The 17,271-nt window shown below is 66.7% G+C and carries 16 protein-coding genes; 7 read left to right on the plus strand and 9 right to left on the minus strand.

The window, feature by feature from the left end; genetic code table 11:
* Positions 1-78 precede the first annotated feature (78 nt).
* Positions 79-513: an Rrf2 family transcriptional regulator gene (locus R8G01_08880; protein ID MDW3214095.1), complete on the plus strand. Its 435-nt coding sequence runs from the start codon at positions 79-81 to the stop codon at positions 511-513.
* Complete coding sequence (locus R8G01_08885) at positions 510-1,916, plus strand: multicopper oxidase domain-containing protein (GenBank protein ID MDW3214096.1); 1,407 nt, start codon at positions 510-512, stop codon at positions 1,914-1,916. The genes R8G01_08880 and R8G01_08885 overlap by 4 nt, the downstream gene beginning before the upstream one ends.
* A 728-nt stretch (positions 1,917-2,644) precedes the next feature.
* Here the strand turns inward: R8G01_08885 and R8G01_08890 are convergent.
* Entirely contained in the window at positions 2,645-2,938 is a 294-nt protein-coding gene (locus R8G01_08890; protein ID MDW3214097.1) for a hypothetical protein, read from the minus strand.
* Between the two features lie 294 nt (positions 2,939-3,232).
* Between R8G01_08890 and R8G01_08895 the strand changes: the two genes are divergently transcribed.
* The 4 genes from R8G01_08895 to R8G01_08910 all read left to right on the plus strand — a co-directional run bounded on the left by R8G01_08895 (position 3,233) and on the right by R8G01_08910 (position 8,241).
* A complete protein-coding gene (locus R8G01_08895; protein MDW3214098.1) occupies positions 3,233-4,486 on the plus strand; it encodes a hypothetical protein in 1,254 nt (417 codons plus the stop codon).
* Between the two features lie 41 nt (positions 4,487-4,527).
* The gene (locus tag R8G01_08900; GenBank protein ID MDW3214099.1) at positions 4,528-5,352 is read left to right on the plus strand and encodes a hypothetical protein; all 825 of its coding nucleotides are present in this window, start codon (positions 4,528-4,530) and stop codon (positions 5,350-5,352) included.
* Positions 5,353-5,416: 64 nt separating this feature from the next.
* Positions 5,417-6,151: a hypothetical protein gene (locus R8G01_08905; GenBank protein ID MDW3214100.1), complete on the plus strand. Its 735-nt coding sequence runs from the start codon at positions 5,417-5,419 to the stop codon at positions 6,149-6,151.
* Between the two features lie 131 nt (positions 6,152-6,282).
* Positions 6,283-8,241 carry a DUF4365 domain-containing protein gene (locus R8G01_08910; GenBank protein MDW3214101.1) on the plus strand — a complete coding sequence of 653 codons (1,959 nt, stop codon included), beginning with the start codon at positions 6,283-6,285 and terminating at the stop codon, positions 8,239-8,241.
* A 31-nt stretch (positions 8,242-8,272) separates the two neighbouring features.
* On the opposite strand, the gene mobF is transcribed toward R8G01_08910, so the two are convergent.
* From mobF to R8G01_08925, 3 genes are all read right to left on the minus strand, one after another.
* A complete protein-coding gene (gene mobF / locus R8G01_08915) occupies positions 8,273-10,921 on the minus strand; it encodes a MobF family relaxase (GenBank protein ID MDW3214102.1) in 2,649 nt (882 codons plus the stop codon).
* Between the two features lie 97 nt (positions 10,922-11,018).
* A complete protein-coding gene (locus R8G01_08920) occupies positions 11,019-11,438 on the minus strand; it encodes a winged helix-turn-helix transcriptional regulator (protein MDW3214103.1) in 420 nt (139 codons plus the stop codon).
* Positions 11,428-11,703, minus strand: a complete 276-nt coding sequence (locus tag R8G01_08925; protein ID MDW3214104.1) for a hypothetical protein — start codon at positions 11,701-11,703, stop codon at positions 11,428-11,430. The genes R8G01_08920 and R8G01_08925 overlap by 11 nt, the downstream gene beginning before the upstream one ends.
* Positions 11,704-11,922: 219 nt before the next feature.
* Here R8G01_08925 and R8G01_08930 point away from each other — a divergent pair, with 219 nt between their 5' ends.
* The gene (locus R8G01_08930) at positions 11,923-12,642 is read left to right on the plus strand and encodes a DUF2071 domain-containing protein (protein ID MDW3214105.1); all 720 of its coding nucleotides are present in this window, start codon (positions 11,923-11,925) and stop codon (positions 12,640-12,642) included.
* Positions 12,643-12,912: 270 nt separating this feature from the next.
* Here the strand turns inward: R8G01_08930 and R8G01_08935 are convergent, their stop codons facing one another.
* The 5 genes from R8G01_08935 to R8G01_08955 form a co-directional block, all read right to left on the minus strand.
* On the minus strand, positions 12,913-13,368 hold the full coding sequence (locus tag R8G01_08935; protein ID MDW3214106.1) for a VanZ family protein: 456 nt from the start codon (positions 13,366-13,368) through the stop codon (positions 12,913-12,915).
* Positions 13,369-13,732: 364 nt separating this feature from the next.
* Positions 13,733-14,251, minus strand: coding sequence for a hypothetical protein (locus R8G01_08940; protein MDW3214107.1), 519 nt, complete (start codon positions 14,249-14,251; stop codon positions 13,733-13,735).
* Entirely contained in the window at positions 14,251-14,478 is a 228-nt protein-coding gene (locus R8G01_08945; GenBank protein MDW3214108.1) for a hypothetical protein, read from the minus strand. Before R8G01_08945 ends, R8G01_08940 begins: the two co-directional genes overlap by 1 nt.
* Positions 14,479-14,830: 352 nt before the next feature.
* Positions 14,831-15,922: a site-specific integrase gene (locus R8G01_08950; GenBank protein ID MDW3214109.1), complete on the minus strand. Its 1,092-nt coding sequence runs from the start codon at positions 15,920-15,922 to the stop codon at positions 14,831-14,833.
* Between the two features lie 119 nt (positions 15,923-16,041).
* Positions 16,042-17,256: an acyl-CoA dehydrogenase family protein gene (locus R8G01_08955; protein ID MDW3214110.1), complete on the minus strand. Its 1,215-nt coding sequence runs from the start codon at positions 17,254-17,256 to the stop codon at positions 16,042-16,044.
* Positions 17,257-17,271: the final 15 nt, after the last annotated feature.

The following is a 17,271-nucleotide window of genomic DNA, read 5'->3' on the forward strand; positions in this document are numbered from 1 at the left end:
CGCCATGTGCCACCCGGCGCCCGAGAGGACGTTCGGCCCTGGCCGACCATGAATCTATGAGTCCATGATTCATAGATCATGAAGCTCGAATTGATGCCGAGAACCGATCTGACGCTGCGCACCATCGCCGCCCTGACCGACGGGGAACGCTGGAGGGCCGCCGATCTCGCCGAGAGCGTCGGGACCACTGCGGCGTATCTCGCACATGTCATCGGGCCGCTCACCAAGGCCGGTTGGGTGCACTCGGCCCCCGGCCCGACCGGCGGCCACCGGCTCGTCGCCGACCTCGGGACGGTCTCGCTGCTGGACATCATCGAAGCCGTCGAAGGCCCGACGGACGACGGACGGTGCGTGATGGCCAACCGCCCCTGCCCCGCTCCGGAACCGTGCGCCGTCCACGAGACCTGGCTCCGGGCACGGTCAGCACTGACCTACGAGCTCGCATCGACGTCGCTGGCATCGATCACCACCGAACACGCCAACGCCAACCAGCAGAAAGGTGTTCAACCATGAACCGGAATCTCACCAGCGTCGGGGTCGCCGCCCTGCTCGCGCTCACCACGGTCGCGGCAGCGGCCTGTGCCGACGACGGTCCTGCGGCACGGATCAGCGGAGGAGCAGCGGCCGGAAGCGGCGCCGGCGCGGCCGCCGCATCCGTCAGCGAGATCTCGCCCGGCGACACCGTCGAGTTCTACGCCGGCGAGTTCATGTTCGCTCCTGCAGATTTCACCGCAGAACCCGGCACGTACTCCGGCGTTCTCGTCAACGACGGCGACATCGAGCACGACATCACCTTCGAAGGCGGTGATCCGATCGTCGCTGCGGCCGGCGAATCCGTCGAGTTCGAATTCACGGTCCCCGCAGAAGGCATCCGCTACTGGTGCTCGATCCCCGGCCACGAGGACGCCGGCATGGTGGGTTTCGTCAGCACTGGTCAGACGCCGCCGGCGGCAGCCGATGCCGAAGGCCACGCGACCGACGCCGCCACGCCATCGGTGAACGCCAACCCCGATGCCGCCCCCGCCGTGATCCGTGACCCGCGCCCACCGGCGCGAGGCGAAGGTGACGGCGTCACGCTGGTCGCGGGCGGCGCCCCGAATGGCGGCGATCTGATCGAGGTCGAACTCGTGATCGAGGAGAAGCTGATGACCGTGGCCGATGGCTTCGAGCAACTCGTGTGGACATTCGGCGGCGACGTGCCCGGCCCCGTGCTCCGCACGCGGGTTGGCGACACCGTGCGGGTCCACCTGGTCAATCCTCCCAAAGCGAGCGTGTCACACTCGATCGACTTCCACGCATCCCAGGTGTCGATGGACGACGAGATGGCCTCGATCGCCCCCGGTGAGGATCTCGTCTACGAGTTCACCACCGACTACGCCGGCGTCTGGATGTACCACTGCGGCACGGCACCGGTGCTGCATCACATCGCCAACGGCATGTTCGGCATGGTGATCGTGGAACCCGAGGAGGGCCTGCCCCCGGTCGACGACGAATTCTTCTTCGTCCAGAGCGAGTGGTACCTCGGCCCCCAGGGCGAGCCCGGCTCGTTCGCAGCGGCGAACCAGGCAGCCCCGGCTCCCGACTTCCAGATGTTCAACGGGGTGGCGGGCCAGTACGCCGACTCCCCCATCGACATCGCGACCGGGGAGGACGTGCGGATGTTCGTCCTCAACGTCGGCCCGTCGATCGACACCTCGTTCCACGTCGTCGGCACGATTTTCCACGACGTGATCAAGGAAGGGGTGCATCTCGCCGCCGGCAACGAGGGCAACTGGGGCGCCCAAGCCGTCGATCTCGCTCCGGCGCAGGGCGCCGTCATCGAGATGCGAGCCGCGGAGGACGGCACCTACGCCTTCGTCAACCACGCGTTCAACTTCCCGGGGCGCGGCGCCATCGGTCTCTTCACGGCCGGCTGACGCACCGGGACAACCGGCCGGCGACCGAAGTCGCCGGCCGCTCAGGATCCCGCAGAATCACTCGATACGCAGGCCAGAGATGGCCCGGCTGATCACCAGCTGCTGGATCTGCTCGGTGCCTTCGAAGATGTCGTGGTTCACCCTCCCCAGGTCTCTGAGTGCCGGTGAGTGTTGCTGAGTCCCGCTGACCAGGGGTTTCGCGATCGACGTGTCCGCTGGGTGTTACTCAGTCCACCCAGTACTAGGGATCACTAGGGCGGACTCGGCTCGTGGAACACGCCCCAACGTGATGGTCTTGCCCCAGCTATCGACGTAGGTCTCGACGTGGTCGAGCCAGCTGTCGCATCCGCGGCCTGTAGCGGACCAAGCGCGAGAATTCGTTCGTGGTCTGGGTCGCGTTCGTCGGAATAGTCGCACAGCTGCTCGGTCTAGCGCTGGCGATGATTGGTGTGCGCGGCGCCTACCAATCCATCGTCGGGAACGATGGCCCGCCAATCCGATTGGCGATCCGGGGGATGCTCCACCACGCGGCGACACGAGCGGCGCGTCTCATTGGACACGCGCTCTCGTGGCCAGTCCGGCTGATCCGTCGGCGGTTCGGGCGTCCGTCTCCGCAGTCCGTTGTCGTGACACCTGCGGGGGTCACCGTTCAGGCAAGCGCGGGTAGCCCGAGCATCACGGTCGGACCAGCACCAGTACCACACGACGCGCCGCTCGACGAGCAGGTGTCATACCTTCGCCAGCGGGTCGACGACCTTGCTGCAAACGCAAGTACCGAGCGCACTCGATGGCGCCAGGCGGTCAACAACACGAACCGGAAGCTCAACGAACGAATCGACGATGTCGAGCAACGGCTGGGCGAAACGGACCGAACCGTCCACGCAGTTCGCGATGCGACTGTCGGTGTGGATGGAAGGGCACTCGCCGAGGCATTTGCGGGTCTGATGCTGACGGCGGTTGGCGTCGCGCTCACAACTGCCGGGTTGCCCTGGTAGGACTCGCCCGATCAGTCGAATGTGCACGCTCGTCAGGCGAGGGGGCGTCGGCAGTCCCTTCCGTCGTCGCTGCGAGCAGCGGGCGCCGGTGCGGCATTGTCCATCCGCTGCGCCCGCGGTAGTTCCCGGTCGGTCGGGTTCCGACAGGACACACCCGGGTCCGTCTCGTACTCCGGGTCGCTGCCACAGGGTCTCCCTACAGTTGACGGGATGACGGACTTGCCAGCGGTTGGGAAAGGCGACCATGGGGCGCCGCCGGCGTCCAAGTCCCCGGCCGCTCCGACGATGGCTCGAGCGGGCTCGTCGCTCGGCGTACTGCCCATGCGCGACGACGACCACCGAGCTGGCGCTGTCTTCTGGTTGTCGGAACCGCTGACGCAGCCGTGGGACGTCAACCTTCAAGACGACGCGACCGGCCGTCGCGTGGCGCAGATCGTCGGCTTCCAGGGCCGACCACACCTCGTCGTCCGCCTTTGCGATTCTGCGTCGGGGTACGCCGCCGCGCGCCGCGCGTCCCTGCGCGCCGTGCAGCGAGTGCTCGACGTCTTGAGCGTCGTGTCGCCAAGCCATCTCCAACTGCGAGCTCTGCGGGGCGAGCAAGAGCACCTGGTCTGGTGGGAGTCCAAGGAGTTGGGGCACGTACTCCGCTGCACCGTTCACGGCTACCTGGATCACGAAATGGTGACCGCGCCGCTCCAGCGGATGGCGGAGCAAGTACGCGCGGCCATCCCCCCTGAACTCATCGCGCCGGCACCTAAGCCCCCCGATTGGCACCCGAGCTTCCGCTACTTCCGAGCCGCGCAATGCAGCGACGATCTTGCGAACGCGTTCCGCAACATGTACCTCGCTCTGGAATCCGTGCTCGACGCAGTGGTTCCGAAGGCTGGATCGGGGCTTGATGAACGTCACTGGCTGAAGGCTGCGCTCGAGGCGACGGTGCCCAGCTGCCAAGTCGCGGAACGGTTCGCGACCCGATCAGCATCGGGCTCAGCCGTCGATTTCGTCATCTCGATCTATCAGGACAAGCGGCTACCCACGTTCCACAGCAAGGCAGGCGCCGGGAGTCGGCTTCCCTTCGTCGAAGACGACGAGCGCCACGGTGAGCTGGAGCAGGCGTTCACAGATCTGTCCGACCTCTACCTCGACCTCGCCCGTATCCACCTGGGAGCCGACCGCCGCGTGGGAACGATCCTTGCCAGGGGAGGATGGGATCTGCTGACCAGCAATCTGTTCCTCGGTGCGACGGATCTCTACGTCACGACCGACGATGCTCCGATCGAGGACCGCGTGGACGACACGGAGCTGAATCCCAGAAACGCTGCGGTACACCTCATGCGCACTCGGAACGCCACCAGGTTGGAGGGGCCGTTCGACCGGGTGTTCATCGGCAAGTCGCGACCAGGCGACGCCGGCCACCCAACACCCGTTCACGGCTGGACGGTGTCGGTGCGAGGCGAGCCCTTCTCCGGCGGCACGTTCGAGGCTCCACTTCACCTTGACGGAGTCGACCAGCTCCAGCTCGTGGTCGGCTACTCGTACCAGCGACCCGACTTGCGGGCGACGTTCAAGAGCTAGAACTGACGACAAGGACGCGGGTGGTGGGCGACAATGGTGGGATGGCCGGTCACCAGATCGACAACCCAACCAGGACGAAGCTGGAGAAGCTGTTCGACATGTCAGGTGGGTACGTCCTCGACTTCAGCAACGCTTCGTTCGCTGCGTTCGTCGAGACGTGCCTCGGGTTTGATCCGTACGATCGCTACGACGGCTCCAAGGCAGCCATCCTGCGGAAGATCTGGATCTCGGAACCCTGGCCGGACGTTGCTCGACTCAATCGCGAACTGCTTGAGCACTGGCATCTCGAGAAGCTCGCCGGCGATGTCGAACTCACCCCGTTCGAAGCACGCGCGTATGAGGGGTTGTCCGCCGCGTTCGCGGAGAACGAATCGACAGTGTCGGCAGACACGTTGACCTTCTTGGAACGCGACCTCTCGAAACTCGACCTCCGCTCGCTACCGGTCGAGCTGACTGCTGAGAAGATTGTCCGCGCCCGCCTCGACGAGATCGAACGCTGCATGTCATCGGACGCGCCGCTCGCGGTGATCTTTCTCGTGGGCAGCACCCTTGAGGGCCTCCTCATGGAGCTGGCGCTGGCGAATGCCGCAACCTTCTCCGCGAGTTCGTCCGCTCCGAAGGTTCGGGGGAAGACGAAGCCGGTCGGCGAGTGGACTCTCGCCGAGCTCATCGCCGTGTCGCGATCGCTGGGATTCGTTGGCGAGGACGTGCTCAAGCATGCCGACCACGTTCGCAACTTCCGCAACTACATCCATCCTCGACAACAGATGCACGAGAACTTCGAACCGCGGATGATGACTGCGCAGATCGCCCGCCAGGTCCTGCTCGCTGCGCTCGGCGACCTGAACAGCCTTGCGGAGCGGTAGGGCGTCGGCGAGTGCCGGGTCCTGAGCGCTGACCCGTGACTCCGATGCGACGTACGGTGCGGTCATGACGTCCGATAGCAGCAGTCGAGGCCCCGACCACGCGTTCGAAGCTCAGCAGGCAATCGGACCGAGCCTCAAGCGCATCAGCGAGGAGCCGACCGCGCGCGGGTTCGGAGGTGTCGCATTGACCATCCACACGAGCGGGGGTGACGACGGTGAGAACGACCCGCGCGAGGAAGCCGAGATCGTCGAAGCTCTGACCGCGAGCGGTCTCGACGTGCGAGCCGAGCCGACGGGCGTCGGGTGGGGCGGTGACTCAGGGGCGTTGACGGTCGTGCTTGAGTCCCTCGCCGCGGTGGGGACTTACGGCGGCGGAGCCGTCTTGTCGTGGCAGGCGATCAAGATGTCGGTGAACTCGCTGGTGTCTGCTCTCCGAACGATCGCCGGGCGGTCGGCCCACGTCCACCTCTCGCTCGGCGCCATGACGTACCTCTGCCTCGCCGATCTCCACGACCTCGTTGGCGAGGAGTTCGAAGGCGTCCGCCTCGTCCACGCAGGCGAGTTGAATCCAGCGCTCGGATCGACACTCGGCTACTCCGGGGCCGGTGAGCTCTACACGGTGCTCTTGGTGAACCGAAGAAGCAGTTGGCTGTATCTCGTCGATAGCAACGGGCATCTGCTTCATCGCAGCGAAGGCCATCCGCCGCAGTTCGGGATGTACTCCATCGCTGGCTATTTCGAAGACATGACTGAACAGGCACTGCCGAAGATCTATGACTGGACCGTCGAGGAACCCTGACCTCGCGCATTGCGACGAGCACCGCCTCCGAGGAGGTGACACGCACCAGCACGCGGGCCTCTCGTACCCAAAGGGCCAAGGCTCGATGGAACGGAGACCCGCTGCGTACGGCAGATGAGAGTATGGCGGACATGAGCATTGGCGATGACCTTCCTCGACGCGGCCGGAGTCACGTTCTGGAGTCGGTGTCGGAACGAGCTTTCGCCTGGGCGATGCCGGAGCAGTGGATCGAGACGAAACCCGACAAGGACTACGGGATTGACCGCCACATTGAGGTGTTTGAACTCGACCCAGGCAACCCGGGTTCGGCCGTTCCAACGGGCTTCGACTTTGGCGTGCAGTACAAGGCCACCGACGACGAGACCGCTCGGGCGATGAGCGTCGGGATCAGATGGTCAACCCTGCACTACTGGTGGCTGAAGCCATACCCAGTGTTGGTCGTGCGCTATCGCGCTGACACCGATTCGCTCTATGGCCGATGGGCTCACAACCGCCCCAACGACGTGGAGAACGGTCTCCAGGCTCAAGCCTGGTTCCACTTCGATGACCGCCACCTGCTGACCAATGGTGGCGATTGCTGGGACGCGCTTGTCGAGGACGTCCGATCCTTTCGAGATGCGCGGGAGCGCTCCGTAGAACTCCCGCTCGAGCTGTCATTGATCGGCGATCGTTGCCAATCGTCGACCGCTGCGCGGATCAACGCTGAGCTGCGCGCTCGCATGAACGGCGACGAGGTGCTCATCGTCCCGGACCGTACAACGGAGCCGAGGTTCACGGTCGACGATCATCGCTCCGGAGCGAGCCTCGGTGGGCCGATCGGTGTCTACTTCTATGGTGAGCAGCCCGACCCAGCTGATGCAGCCACGCTGCTGCTATCGCTTGCACTGTGCTTCGGTCGCATGGGGAGATGGACGGAGGCCCTCCGGATTCTTCGCAACTGCCGCGACGCCGCACCACTCAACGATCCCGAGTGGCTCACACTCGCGGCGACCTTGAGCGCGACCGGAGGCGATGCAGGACTCGGGATCGACCTCCTCGAAGACTTCGCACAAGCCCACGGCGTGCATGGCCAGCTGGCAGCCGCCCTCGCCCGCGTGGTCCACGAGGCCACGCACCCATCGGACAACACGGATCGGTTGATCTCTATTGCCGACCGCTGGATCGAGGCCACGCCCGACGGCGACGACCGATCCACGATGTGTTTCAACATGGCGACGATCTGCTCCACAGTGGGGGCGTTCACATCGGCGGTCCGGCTCTTCGATCGATGCCTTCACGAGAGCGACCGCTATCTCGGACGCGGCTACTACTGGATCGGCACAGCACGAGCACTCCTCAGCGTCGGCGAAACCGGTCGCGCTGCCCAAGCCTACGAGCAAGCAGCCACGCTGTCGGGCGATCCGCTGTTGCTCGCAGAAGAACACGCCGAGGCAGCGCTGTTCAGCGGGCACTACGCCGACGCTCGGCAGCTGATCGACGATGTTGTGGCCAAGCGCGGTGACCCAACGGTCGCAGAGCATCTGCTCATGATCGTGTGTAGCAGCGTGATCGCATTGAGTGACAGTCGCGAACAAAGCCGCGACACGGCCGCCGCCCTTCAACGTTGGTCGGACACTGGGAGCGATCGCGGCGACTCCCGGTACGACATCACTTCGATCTTGGATCTCGACGGCCTATTCGCACCCGCCTGGGAGTGGATGACTCAGCACATGCGCGAGTTGCCGACTCACCCAGACACGGCGCTCGTCGCCGCCATCACTGCACGCGATGATGCGGTCGCGTGGGCATCCGCCCTCGTTGCGGCGCAAGCATGGAACTGGCACGACGAGGTGATGCTCGAGATGATCGCACGGGGCCGAGCATGCGACCATCGGTTCGATCGCATGGCGGTGAGGACGATTGACGAACTCCTTGCCACCTCCACCGATGGATACATGACGGGAGCCAAGGCCGAGAACCTCTTCCGGCTTCTCGCGACGCACGTACCCACCGAGCGTCCCTTCTTCATGCGGTCAGCCGACGATGGCGAGTGGCTCGGCGACTTCGCTGGGTCCACTACCGTTCGCCCGGAGCGGGCTGACGGGGAGTAGATCACTGACGCTCTCGCTTCGGCTTGCGCTGTCATAGGCCGATACCGAGGTCGGGAGGTTCGGGCCGGACCTCGTGGTGGCGGGCGCCCGTCGCTCGCAGTTGGTCGCGCAGGTCTCGGTTCGACGGCTGCGGCGCTCGGGCCGGTCCCGCTTGTTGGGCCAGCGATCGACGTTGGGCGATGGCGGGGAGGTCGGTGCGGTCGAGGGTGACGGCGGTGTTGAGGATGTTGATGGCTTCGGTGAGGTCGTGGGTTTGGGTGACGACGAGGGTGGTGTTGTTGGTGCGGCCGCGGGTCATGCCGACGTAGAGGTTGCGGCCGCTGGTGGCGTTGGTGGCGAGGGTGATGCTGCGGTCGGCGGTGTCGCCTTGGGCGCCGTGTTCGGTGGTGGCGTAGGCGAGTTCGACGTGTTGGCGGACGTAGTCGGCGGGCAGGGTGATGGTGCCGTGTCCGCCGAGGCGGGTCACGGTGATGCCGGCGTCGCTGGTGTGGGTGACGGTCCAGCGGTGGCGGTTGCGGACGTGGTCGCCGGTGGTGGTGCGGAGGCGTCGGTCGTTGTGGCGGGTGGCGACGACGTCGCCGACCATCACGGAACCGCTGGCGATTCGGGTGGCGGTCACCGTGTCGAGCTCACCAGTGAGCAGCCGTGCGTTCTGGATGTGATTGTTGATGGCGGTGACGTGTTCGTTGCGGGTGGAGGTGATCGACAGCGTCTCCCCGGCGATGTGCGATTGCTGCCATTGGTGGGCGATGGTGTCGAGGTGTTGGTCGAAGGTGCCGGGTCGGATGCGGCCGAACGTGGCGTAAGTGGCGAGGGCTCGGCTGTCGCCTGCGCGGAGGCGGAGCGAGGCGGTGGCTTCCCAGGGGTGTTCGAAGCGGTGGAGTCGGTCGAGTTCGACGGTGCGTCCGGTCTCGCAGAGTTCGGCGAACATGCCGCCGCGGCCGACGGCTTGGAGCTGGTAGGGGTCGCCGACGAGCACGAGCCGCCATTGGGATCGTTGGGCGTGGTCGACGAGGCGGTCGAGGTCGGCGGTGCGGACCATGCCGGCTTCGTCGACGATGACCGTCGTGCCCGGGCCGGGGTCCCACCACGTGGCGCCGGCGGTGGGTTGGTCGAGGTCGCGGAGGAACTTGGCGATCGTGTCCGCGGCGACACCGGTCTCGCGGGAGAGGACCGCGGCGGCCTTGCCGGTCGGGGCCACGCCGACCACCGGGCGCCGGTGGGTGTGAAGGTCATCGACAGCGGCGGCGAGCGTTCGCGTCTTGCCGGCACCGGCGGGGCCGACGACGAGGACGAGCCGGTCATCGCCGGCGACCGCCCGGGCCGCGGCGTGCTGGCCCGGGTCGAGGTCGGTGTCGGTGATCGCGGTGGACGGTGCCGGGTCGTCGGACTGGGCGTCGAGCGCCCAGGTGATGATGCGTTCTTCTTGGGCGAGGACGTGCTCGCTCGTGGCCTGGTTGGCGACCGGTTCGATCAGTAGTGACCGACCGTCAGACCCGCGCCGACGCGCGTCGGCGATGTTCGGGTCGAGGTCGATGCAGGCGTCGAGCACCGTGTCGGCACCGGCCTCGAGCGCTCGCGCCCAGGTGGTCGCGTCGTGTCCGGGGTGTGGTCGAGCGGTGCCCGCGAGTGTGCGCAGGACGTCCATCCGGTTCCATGTTGAGCGTCGCTCGGCGAGCTCCTCCAACACCTCGGCGACCGACATCCCAGTTGTCTCGGCGACATGCTCTCGCGCTGCCGTGCGGACGGAGTCGACGAGGTCGATCGCGTCGCAGCCGACACTCTCGGCTTCTCGGTCCCACCGCGACCTCAGATCAGTGACACCGAGCCCGGTCTTATGGTCACGGGTGTCCGCGGCGGCTTCGCGTTCCATCGCCGCGTACTCGCCGTCGGTCGGCTCACGACCGGTGCGGCCGATGAAGTCGGCGACCCGGGCGTCCATCTCGACCGCGATCACGTGAGCCCGCTTCGAGAACTGATGCAACAACTCGGTCGGCACTCCGGCGATCTCGGCCTGGCCGTTCACGATCTCGTCGAACGCCACCCCGTACCGGGTGGTCAGCTCGGCACGCAGCACCGACTGGTACACGTAGCCGAACGTCTGCTGATACCGCTTCAACACCCGGGCGTCGAGCGCCCACCAGCGGCCGTCGTCGGTCTGCACCTTCGCCGAGACCACGACATGGGTGTGCAACTGCGGGTCATCGGCACGGCTCGTCGACTGGCGGAACACCGCCGCGGTCAACCCAGCGGTGTCAGGGTGGAGCCGTGTCCCGTTCGAACGGATGCGGGTCGTCGACCCGTACTGCTCGATCATCGCCACCGCCGCGTCGACGGCGCGGTCGTGGCACTCGGCGAGACCGTCGTCGCCGGTGAGCGCCCACAGCACCGACAGCGACTTCGGCGCCGAGAACGTCGCGTCATACCCAGCCACCGCCTTCGTCACGTTGCCGTGCCGATCAACCCGATCCAACAACTCACGCCCGAGGACCTGACCGGCGACCGGATGCCGGCCCGACAGCAGCAACTCGAGCGCCTCGGTCGACACCTCACCGCCGAGCCCGAACGACGCCGCCTGCCGGCCGGTCCACCGTCCCGGCAACTCGCCATCGGGCTCGGTCAGGTAGCCGGTGTAGTAGCGAGCCGACGCCCCCGCCGACGCCGCATAGATCCTCGTCACCCGGATCACAGCAGTTCCCGACCGCCCGCGGGCACCTGTCTGTCAGTTCGAGGTTCCGGGTTGGGTGACGTGGGTTCGGTCATGAGGGATCGGCCGATCAGGCGTCGAGGGTGAGCGCGAGTTGGCCGGTCGTGCGGCGGGTCGCGCGCTCGCTGGATGCGGGTGGCCGGGTGAGTTCCGCTGGTGTGGCCGCGGGTGCGACGGTGAGGCAGGCGGCGGGGACCGCGAGTCGGTAGACGCCGGTCTGGAACATGCCGCTGTCGGCGCGCCGCTGATCGGCCTCGATGACGCCGAGGTCGCGCAGCCGGCGGACGGCTCGTGCGACGGTGTCCTTCGCCACGCCGAGTGAGTCGGCCAGTGAGCGGATCGACACCTCGGCGACGAGACGATCGGACGGGCCGGTGGCGACGTGCATCATCTCCTCGAGCACCGCCCACGAGATCGAGCCGACGTAGCGGCGGAGCTCGTGCGCCTTCGGTCCGACGACGATCGACCGGCGGGTCAGCTCAGCGGGCACCGGAGGCTCCCGACGTGGGCGCCTCCGCATCGCAGAGCCTCACGACCCGGCCCGTCGTCGCCAGCTCGACGAGCGCCCACCGAGGAACCCGGTAGCACTTCTCTCCGAACCGGATCACCGGCAGCCCCGACGTGCCGCCCGAGTTCAGATACTCATGGGCGAGCTGGTAGCCGAGCGAGCGGCCGATGCGCAGGTAGTCGGTCGCCTCTTGCACCGTGAGGAGCTCGCGCTCCCCCGGCCCGGCGACGTGATCCAGCGACGACATGGGCCATCTGAATTACACGTCTGGCATTCGCCCGACAAGGGGCCGCAATCGAGCGCCTCTGGACGGGCTGGCACCAGTGGATACCAGCGCACACCAGAGGACATCAGTGGACACGAAACGGACGGTCGCATGTGACGAACGTCACTGCGCGTGCGGCTGTCCCGAGATCGAGGACACGGTCCTCAGACGCGCAGCTGCCTCCCCCGTAGCCTGAACGACGTGAGGATCCCAACGATTCGCGGCATCATCGAGCGCCGTATCTTGGTCAACTTTCGCGTCGACCCCGATGCGTTGTCGTTCGTTCTCCCCGAGCCGTTCACGCCGCAACTCGTCGATGGCGTCGGCATCGCAGGGGTCTGCCTCATCCGGCTCGCCCATCTTCGTCCGGCGTTTCTCCCTGGCGAGTGGGGCTTCCGCTCGGAGAACGCCGCTCACCGCGTCGCGGTCAAGCTCCCCGACGGTTCGAACGCCGTCTACATCCCTCGGCGAGATACGAACTCACGCCTCAACGTGTTGGTCGGTGGCCGGCTGTTCCCCGGAGCACACCACCACGCTGATTTCACCAGCGTCGAGACCGGCGGTCGGTTCGACGTCACGATGCGGAGCGACGATGGCGAGACGCGACTCGCGGTTGAGAGCGCGGTCGGGGAAGGTCTGCCCGACAACTCGGTGTTCGCGAGCCTCGCCGAAGCCTCCTCGTTCTTCGAGGCCGGCTCGCTTGGCTTCTCCGACACGCGGGAAGGGGGTTGCTTCGATGGGCTCGAGCTCCGCACCGATCAATGGCAGGTGTCGCCGCTCGATGTGTCGCGCGTCGAGTCCAGCTTCTTCGACGACCGATCCTCGTTCCCGCGGGGAGTGGTCGAGTTCGACAACGCACTTCTGATGCGCGACATCGACCATGAATGGCACACACGGGCGTCACTGCGCGCCGCTGATTGAGGCCCGGTGCGCGGATGCGAGGAGCCTCTCGACTGCGGTCGTCCGCGAACCACCTTGTGCCGGTCGACGGTTGCGGCGAGAATCGCGTCGGCACCGGGCGTCGTGAGCCTTGATGAAGTAGAGCCTCGGAGGAGCCGGCGACACCGCTTGGTGATCGTCGGAGCCGAGGCTCATGCGCGTCGGGCGCCGATTTGCGCTTGCAGCGCGACCAGTTCCGGCGCACACTGGTGATGCCTCCGGCAAAGCGCTGGAGGAAGTGGACCCGGTTGCCTACCGGAAGGGTAGGGGAGCCGGGTTCTGCGCGTTTCGGGTCGTCATGGCCAGGCCAACGCCGATCGCGATCCCAAGTACGTTGGCGACGACATCGGTCGGGTCGCCGGCACCGGACAGCACGGTGGCATGGAGCGTCTCGATTGCCAAGACGAGGGCCACGAGCACGCCCGACACAACGGCGGGTCGGCCTGTGAGAACCGTCCAACCGGTCGCGGCCGGTACGAACAGGGCGACGTTCAGCCACCAGCCGATGTCACCGCCGACGAGGCCGGGAAGCGCGTCCCAGTTGCGGCTCCACCACGTGAGGTCGTACGCCAGGCCCTCGTCGGAGACGACGATGCCGCGGTTAGCGATCGTCATGGTGGCGATGAGGACGGTGCCGGCAAGCGCCAGGAAGAGACGCCAGGCTGGGCCTCCGCGCCTTCGAACCGCGACGGCCGCCAGCGCCGACACCCCGAAGAGCACCGCAGCGATGACAACGACCCGGCCGTCGACCAGTGTCAGAACGTGACGCATTGCTGACGGCGGCGAGCGAACCGGCGCTCCGAGTGTGAGCCCATGACCTCCCGAGGCTAGGACTCCTCTACGCGCAGACCCCGACACCCCATTGCACCGAAGCGTCCGCCGGGCAACAGCGCAGGTCGATCCGGGCGGGTCCGAGCAGAACCACCTTGCGATCGCGCGCTTCTCGGCGCATGCTGAGAGGGCCTCGGGTGAGTACCCGTAGGAAGTGGACCCGGTTGCCTGCCCGTAGGTAGGGGAACCGGGTTCTGCGCGTTCGGGGCCCGTGCCGAAAAGCCAGCTCCGATCGAGCGGATCAGCTGGCTGTCAGCAGGTCGCCGACGAGCCGCCGCTCGTCGTCTCCGTGGAGGTTGTGGCGCGCGAGCAGGGTCGCGTTCGCCAGGGCGATGATGCGACCTCGATCATCCGCCGACGGATCATCGTCGAGCCATGACTGCACGTCCGACCAACGCCACAACGGTGATCTCGTCGACGCCCCGTACGCGGGAGGCGGGAACCCGGAGCTGTCTGCGTCCCGCTTGATCCAGTGGTTGACGGCCTGCCGACTGCGACCTGTCCGTTCGGCGATGTCGGATTGCGAAACGAGTTCTTCGCCCTCGACGCGGACGACCCGCACACCATCCACCGACTCGGCCTGTCGGACTGCGGAGGCAATGGCCTCGAGGAGACCTGGCGCATCTCGGTCGACGTCGAGCGCGGCGTTCCCGTCGAACGAGGTGACAGCGGCATCGTCGAGACCAGCTTCGAAGAGACGGTCGCTGGTCGCCTCGTCGACCGCTCGATCGAGGATCAAGATGAAGTTGTAGGTGTCCATCACGTCTCGTCTCGGGTATTGCGGCGAATGTGGCGCCTGATCTGCTTGGCGTGATTGTCGGCATTCTTGGGTGTCGACCACACCCGGAACGGATGCGGTTGGTCTCCGCTGATGACGTGGGTTGAGTGACCGCCACCGGATGCGTCGGTCACGACCAGCCCCGCCTGCTCAGCCTCTCGGAGCGCCTTCTCGATCTCCTTCTTCGGATGCGTCTTGCGCTCCGCCATCAGACTGTACCCGGTCCGTAGACAATGTCAACAACGTGACCGGCGGCCAACCGAACCACGTTCCAACAGTGTCCGGGTCGAGAATGTGGGCCGGGCTCGCCGCTATCTCCTGGTCGGCAGCTGGTCAGGCGCGGGCGGAGACGCGCAACGTCACCGACGGGCGCGTCAACGCATGGCTGGCTCCGGCGAGGACTATTCAGGACACCGATCGTGTGCCACGCGTGCGAGCACCCCGTGACCCGCCTTGTACTCCCGCCGGTTCGGCCGAAGCCTCGGGCGCACCAGCACACCTGTTGTCGGGACACAGCAAGACTATTCACCGTCAGCTGAAGCCCGAGACAAGGAATCAACTTCACTCGTCCAGCTCTGCGTCGAGGAGGTCGGCCAAGCTCGCGGCGAGCTTCTGGTCGGCAGCTGCGAAGGCGTGGGCGTAGACGCGCAAGGTCATCGCCGGGTTGGAGTGGCCGAGACGATTCGCAACGGTGCGAACGTCGTGGCCCTGGCCGATGGCGACGGTGGCCGACCAGTGGCGTAGGTCATGCAGCCGCCACTTCTTGTCGATGCCCGACAGCTTGCGCGCCCGCGTCCACCACCAACCGATCCGATCGGGAGCGCACATCTCCTCCCCCACTCCGAACATCCACGGGCCGTACTGCTCCCGCTCGCGGCGCAGCTCCCAGATCGCCGCATGTGTCGTCGGGTCGAGCGTCAGCCGTCGGGCGTTCGCCGTCTTGGTCGGCGCATCTCGCAACTCGCGTGGCGCGACCTCGTGGCGGATCACTTCGATCGCCGAGTCGATCGTGAGCATCCCGTCGTCGTCGACATCGGTCCACCGGAGCGCCGCGAGCTCGGCACGCCGAGCGCCGGTCATCGCGGCGATTCGTAACGCCAAGGCGGCAGCCGGATCGAACGACTCGGCGGCGGCGATCACGGCCCGCACATCGTCGAGCGACATCACTCCCCTAGGCTGCTTCTTCGACGTCTTGCGCTGAGCGAGCGCCACCACGTTCTGGCTCACCCAGCCCCACCGGACCGCCTGACCGAACGCCGCGCTCAGCGCGCCGTGCTGATTGCGGATGCCGGCGTCTTTCATCCCCGCCCGGCGCAGCCGGGTGTGCCAGCGCTCGACATCGGCGATCGAGAGCTGCGCGATCGGGATGCGGGCGATCCTGTCCTGCTTGATCGACCGCACCCGGCTCTGCTGATCGCGCGCCGAGGCCGGCGCCCACGTGTCGATGTTCTGGTCGACCCACGCGTCGAGCACGTCCTCGACCCGACGACCCGCGGGCGACGCGCTCCCCGGACCGACCTCGAGCTGCGCCGCCAGGCGCTGCGCGTCACGCTTCGACCCGCGCACGGTGCGCGAGATCTGCGTGGGGCGTCCGCGGGCGTCGTTGCCCGTGAAAACGCGGACCTCCCACACGCCCGGCTGCTTCTCGCGCATCGTCGCCACGGCGACGACACTACGCCGGGGGTGTCACACTCGCCAGCGCGAATCACTAGGGATGAAACTAGGGATGGACGATCGGCGGCTATCGACGCCGATCGAACCCAACCCGAAATTTACTCGATACGCAGGCCGGAGATCGCCCGGCTGATCACCAGCTGTTGGATCTGCTCGGTGCCTTCGAAGATGTCGTGGATCTTCGCGTCGCGGTGCCAGCGCTCGACCGGATACTCGCGGGTGTAGCCGTAGCCCCCGAGGATCTGGATCGCACGCTCGGTCGACCAGGTGGCGACCCGACCGGCCTTCAGCTTGGCCATCGACCCTTCGGCGTTGACGAACTTCTTCTGCTTGCCGAGCCAGGCGGCCCGCCAGATCAGACCGCGGGTGGCGTCGATCTCGGTGGCGATGTCGGCCAGCATGAACGCGATCGACTGGTTCATGATGATCGGACGACCGAACGCGTGGCGCTCCTTGGCGTACTCCAGCGAGTATTCGTAGGCCGCGCGGGCGATACCGAGCGCCTGCGCGCCGACCGACGGGCGAGTCGCCTCGAAGGTCTGCATCGCGGCCTGCGCGTTGCCCTTCTCGCCTCGGCGCACCCGGGCGAGACGCTCGTCGAGCTTCTCCTTGCCACCGAGGAGGCAGCGGCCGGGGACCCGTACGTCGTCGAGCACGACCTCGGCGGTGTGGCTGGCCCGGATGCCGTGCTTCTTGTACTTCTGCCCCTGCGACAGGCCCTTGGTTCCCGGCGGGACGATGAAGCTGGCATGCCCCTTCGAACCCAGTTCGGGGTCGACGACCGCGACCACCACGTGGATGTCGGCGATGCCGCCGTTGGTGATCCATGCCTTGGTCCCGTTGAGCACCCACTCGTCCTTGGCCTCGTCGTACACCGCGCTGGTCCGGTAGCCACCCACGTCGGAGCCGGCATCGGGCTCGCTGGCAGCGAACGCACCCAGCTTGAGGTCGGCGGCGTCGCCGTAGCACTGCGGCACCCACTCGAGCACCTGCTCGGGCGTACCCGACGACGAGATGCCGGCGGCGGCGAGGGCGGAGCCCATGATCGCCATGCCGATGCCGGCGTCGCCCCAGAACAGCTCCTCGATCGCGACCGGCAGGGTGAGACCCGACGGGTCGTTCATCATGCCCTCGGCCAGGAACTCCCAGCCGTAGAGACCGATCTCGGCGGCCTGCTGCACGATGGGATACGGGAACTCTTCACGCTCGTCCCATTCCTCCGCGTTGGGTCGCATCACGTCTTCGGCGAAGCCGTGCACCCACTTCTGGAGTTGGACTTGGTCCTCGTTCAGCGCCATGGAGAATTCGGTCATACCTCCAAGTTACTC

Source organism: Ilumatobacteraceae bacterium (genome assembly GCA_033344875.1).
In the GTDB taxonomy this organism is placed as follows: domain Bacteria; phylum Actinomycetota; class Acidimicrobiia; order Acidimicrobiales; family Ilumatobacteraceae; genus Ilumatobacter.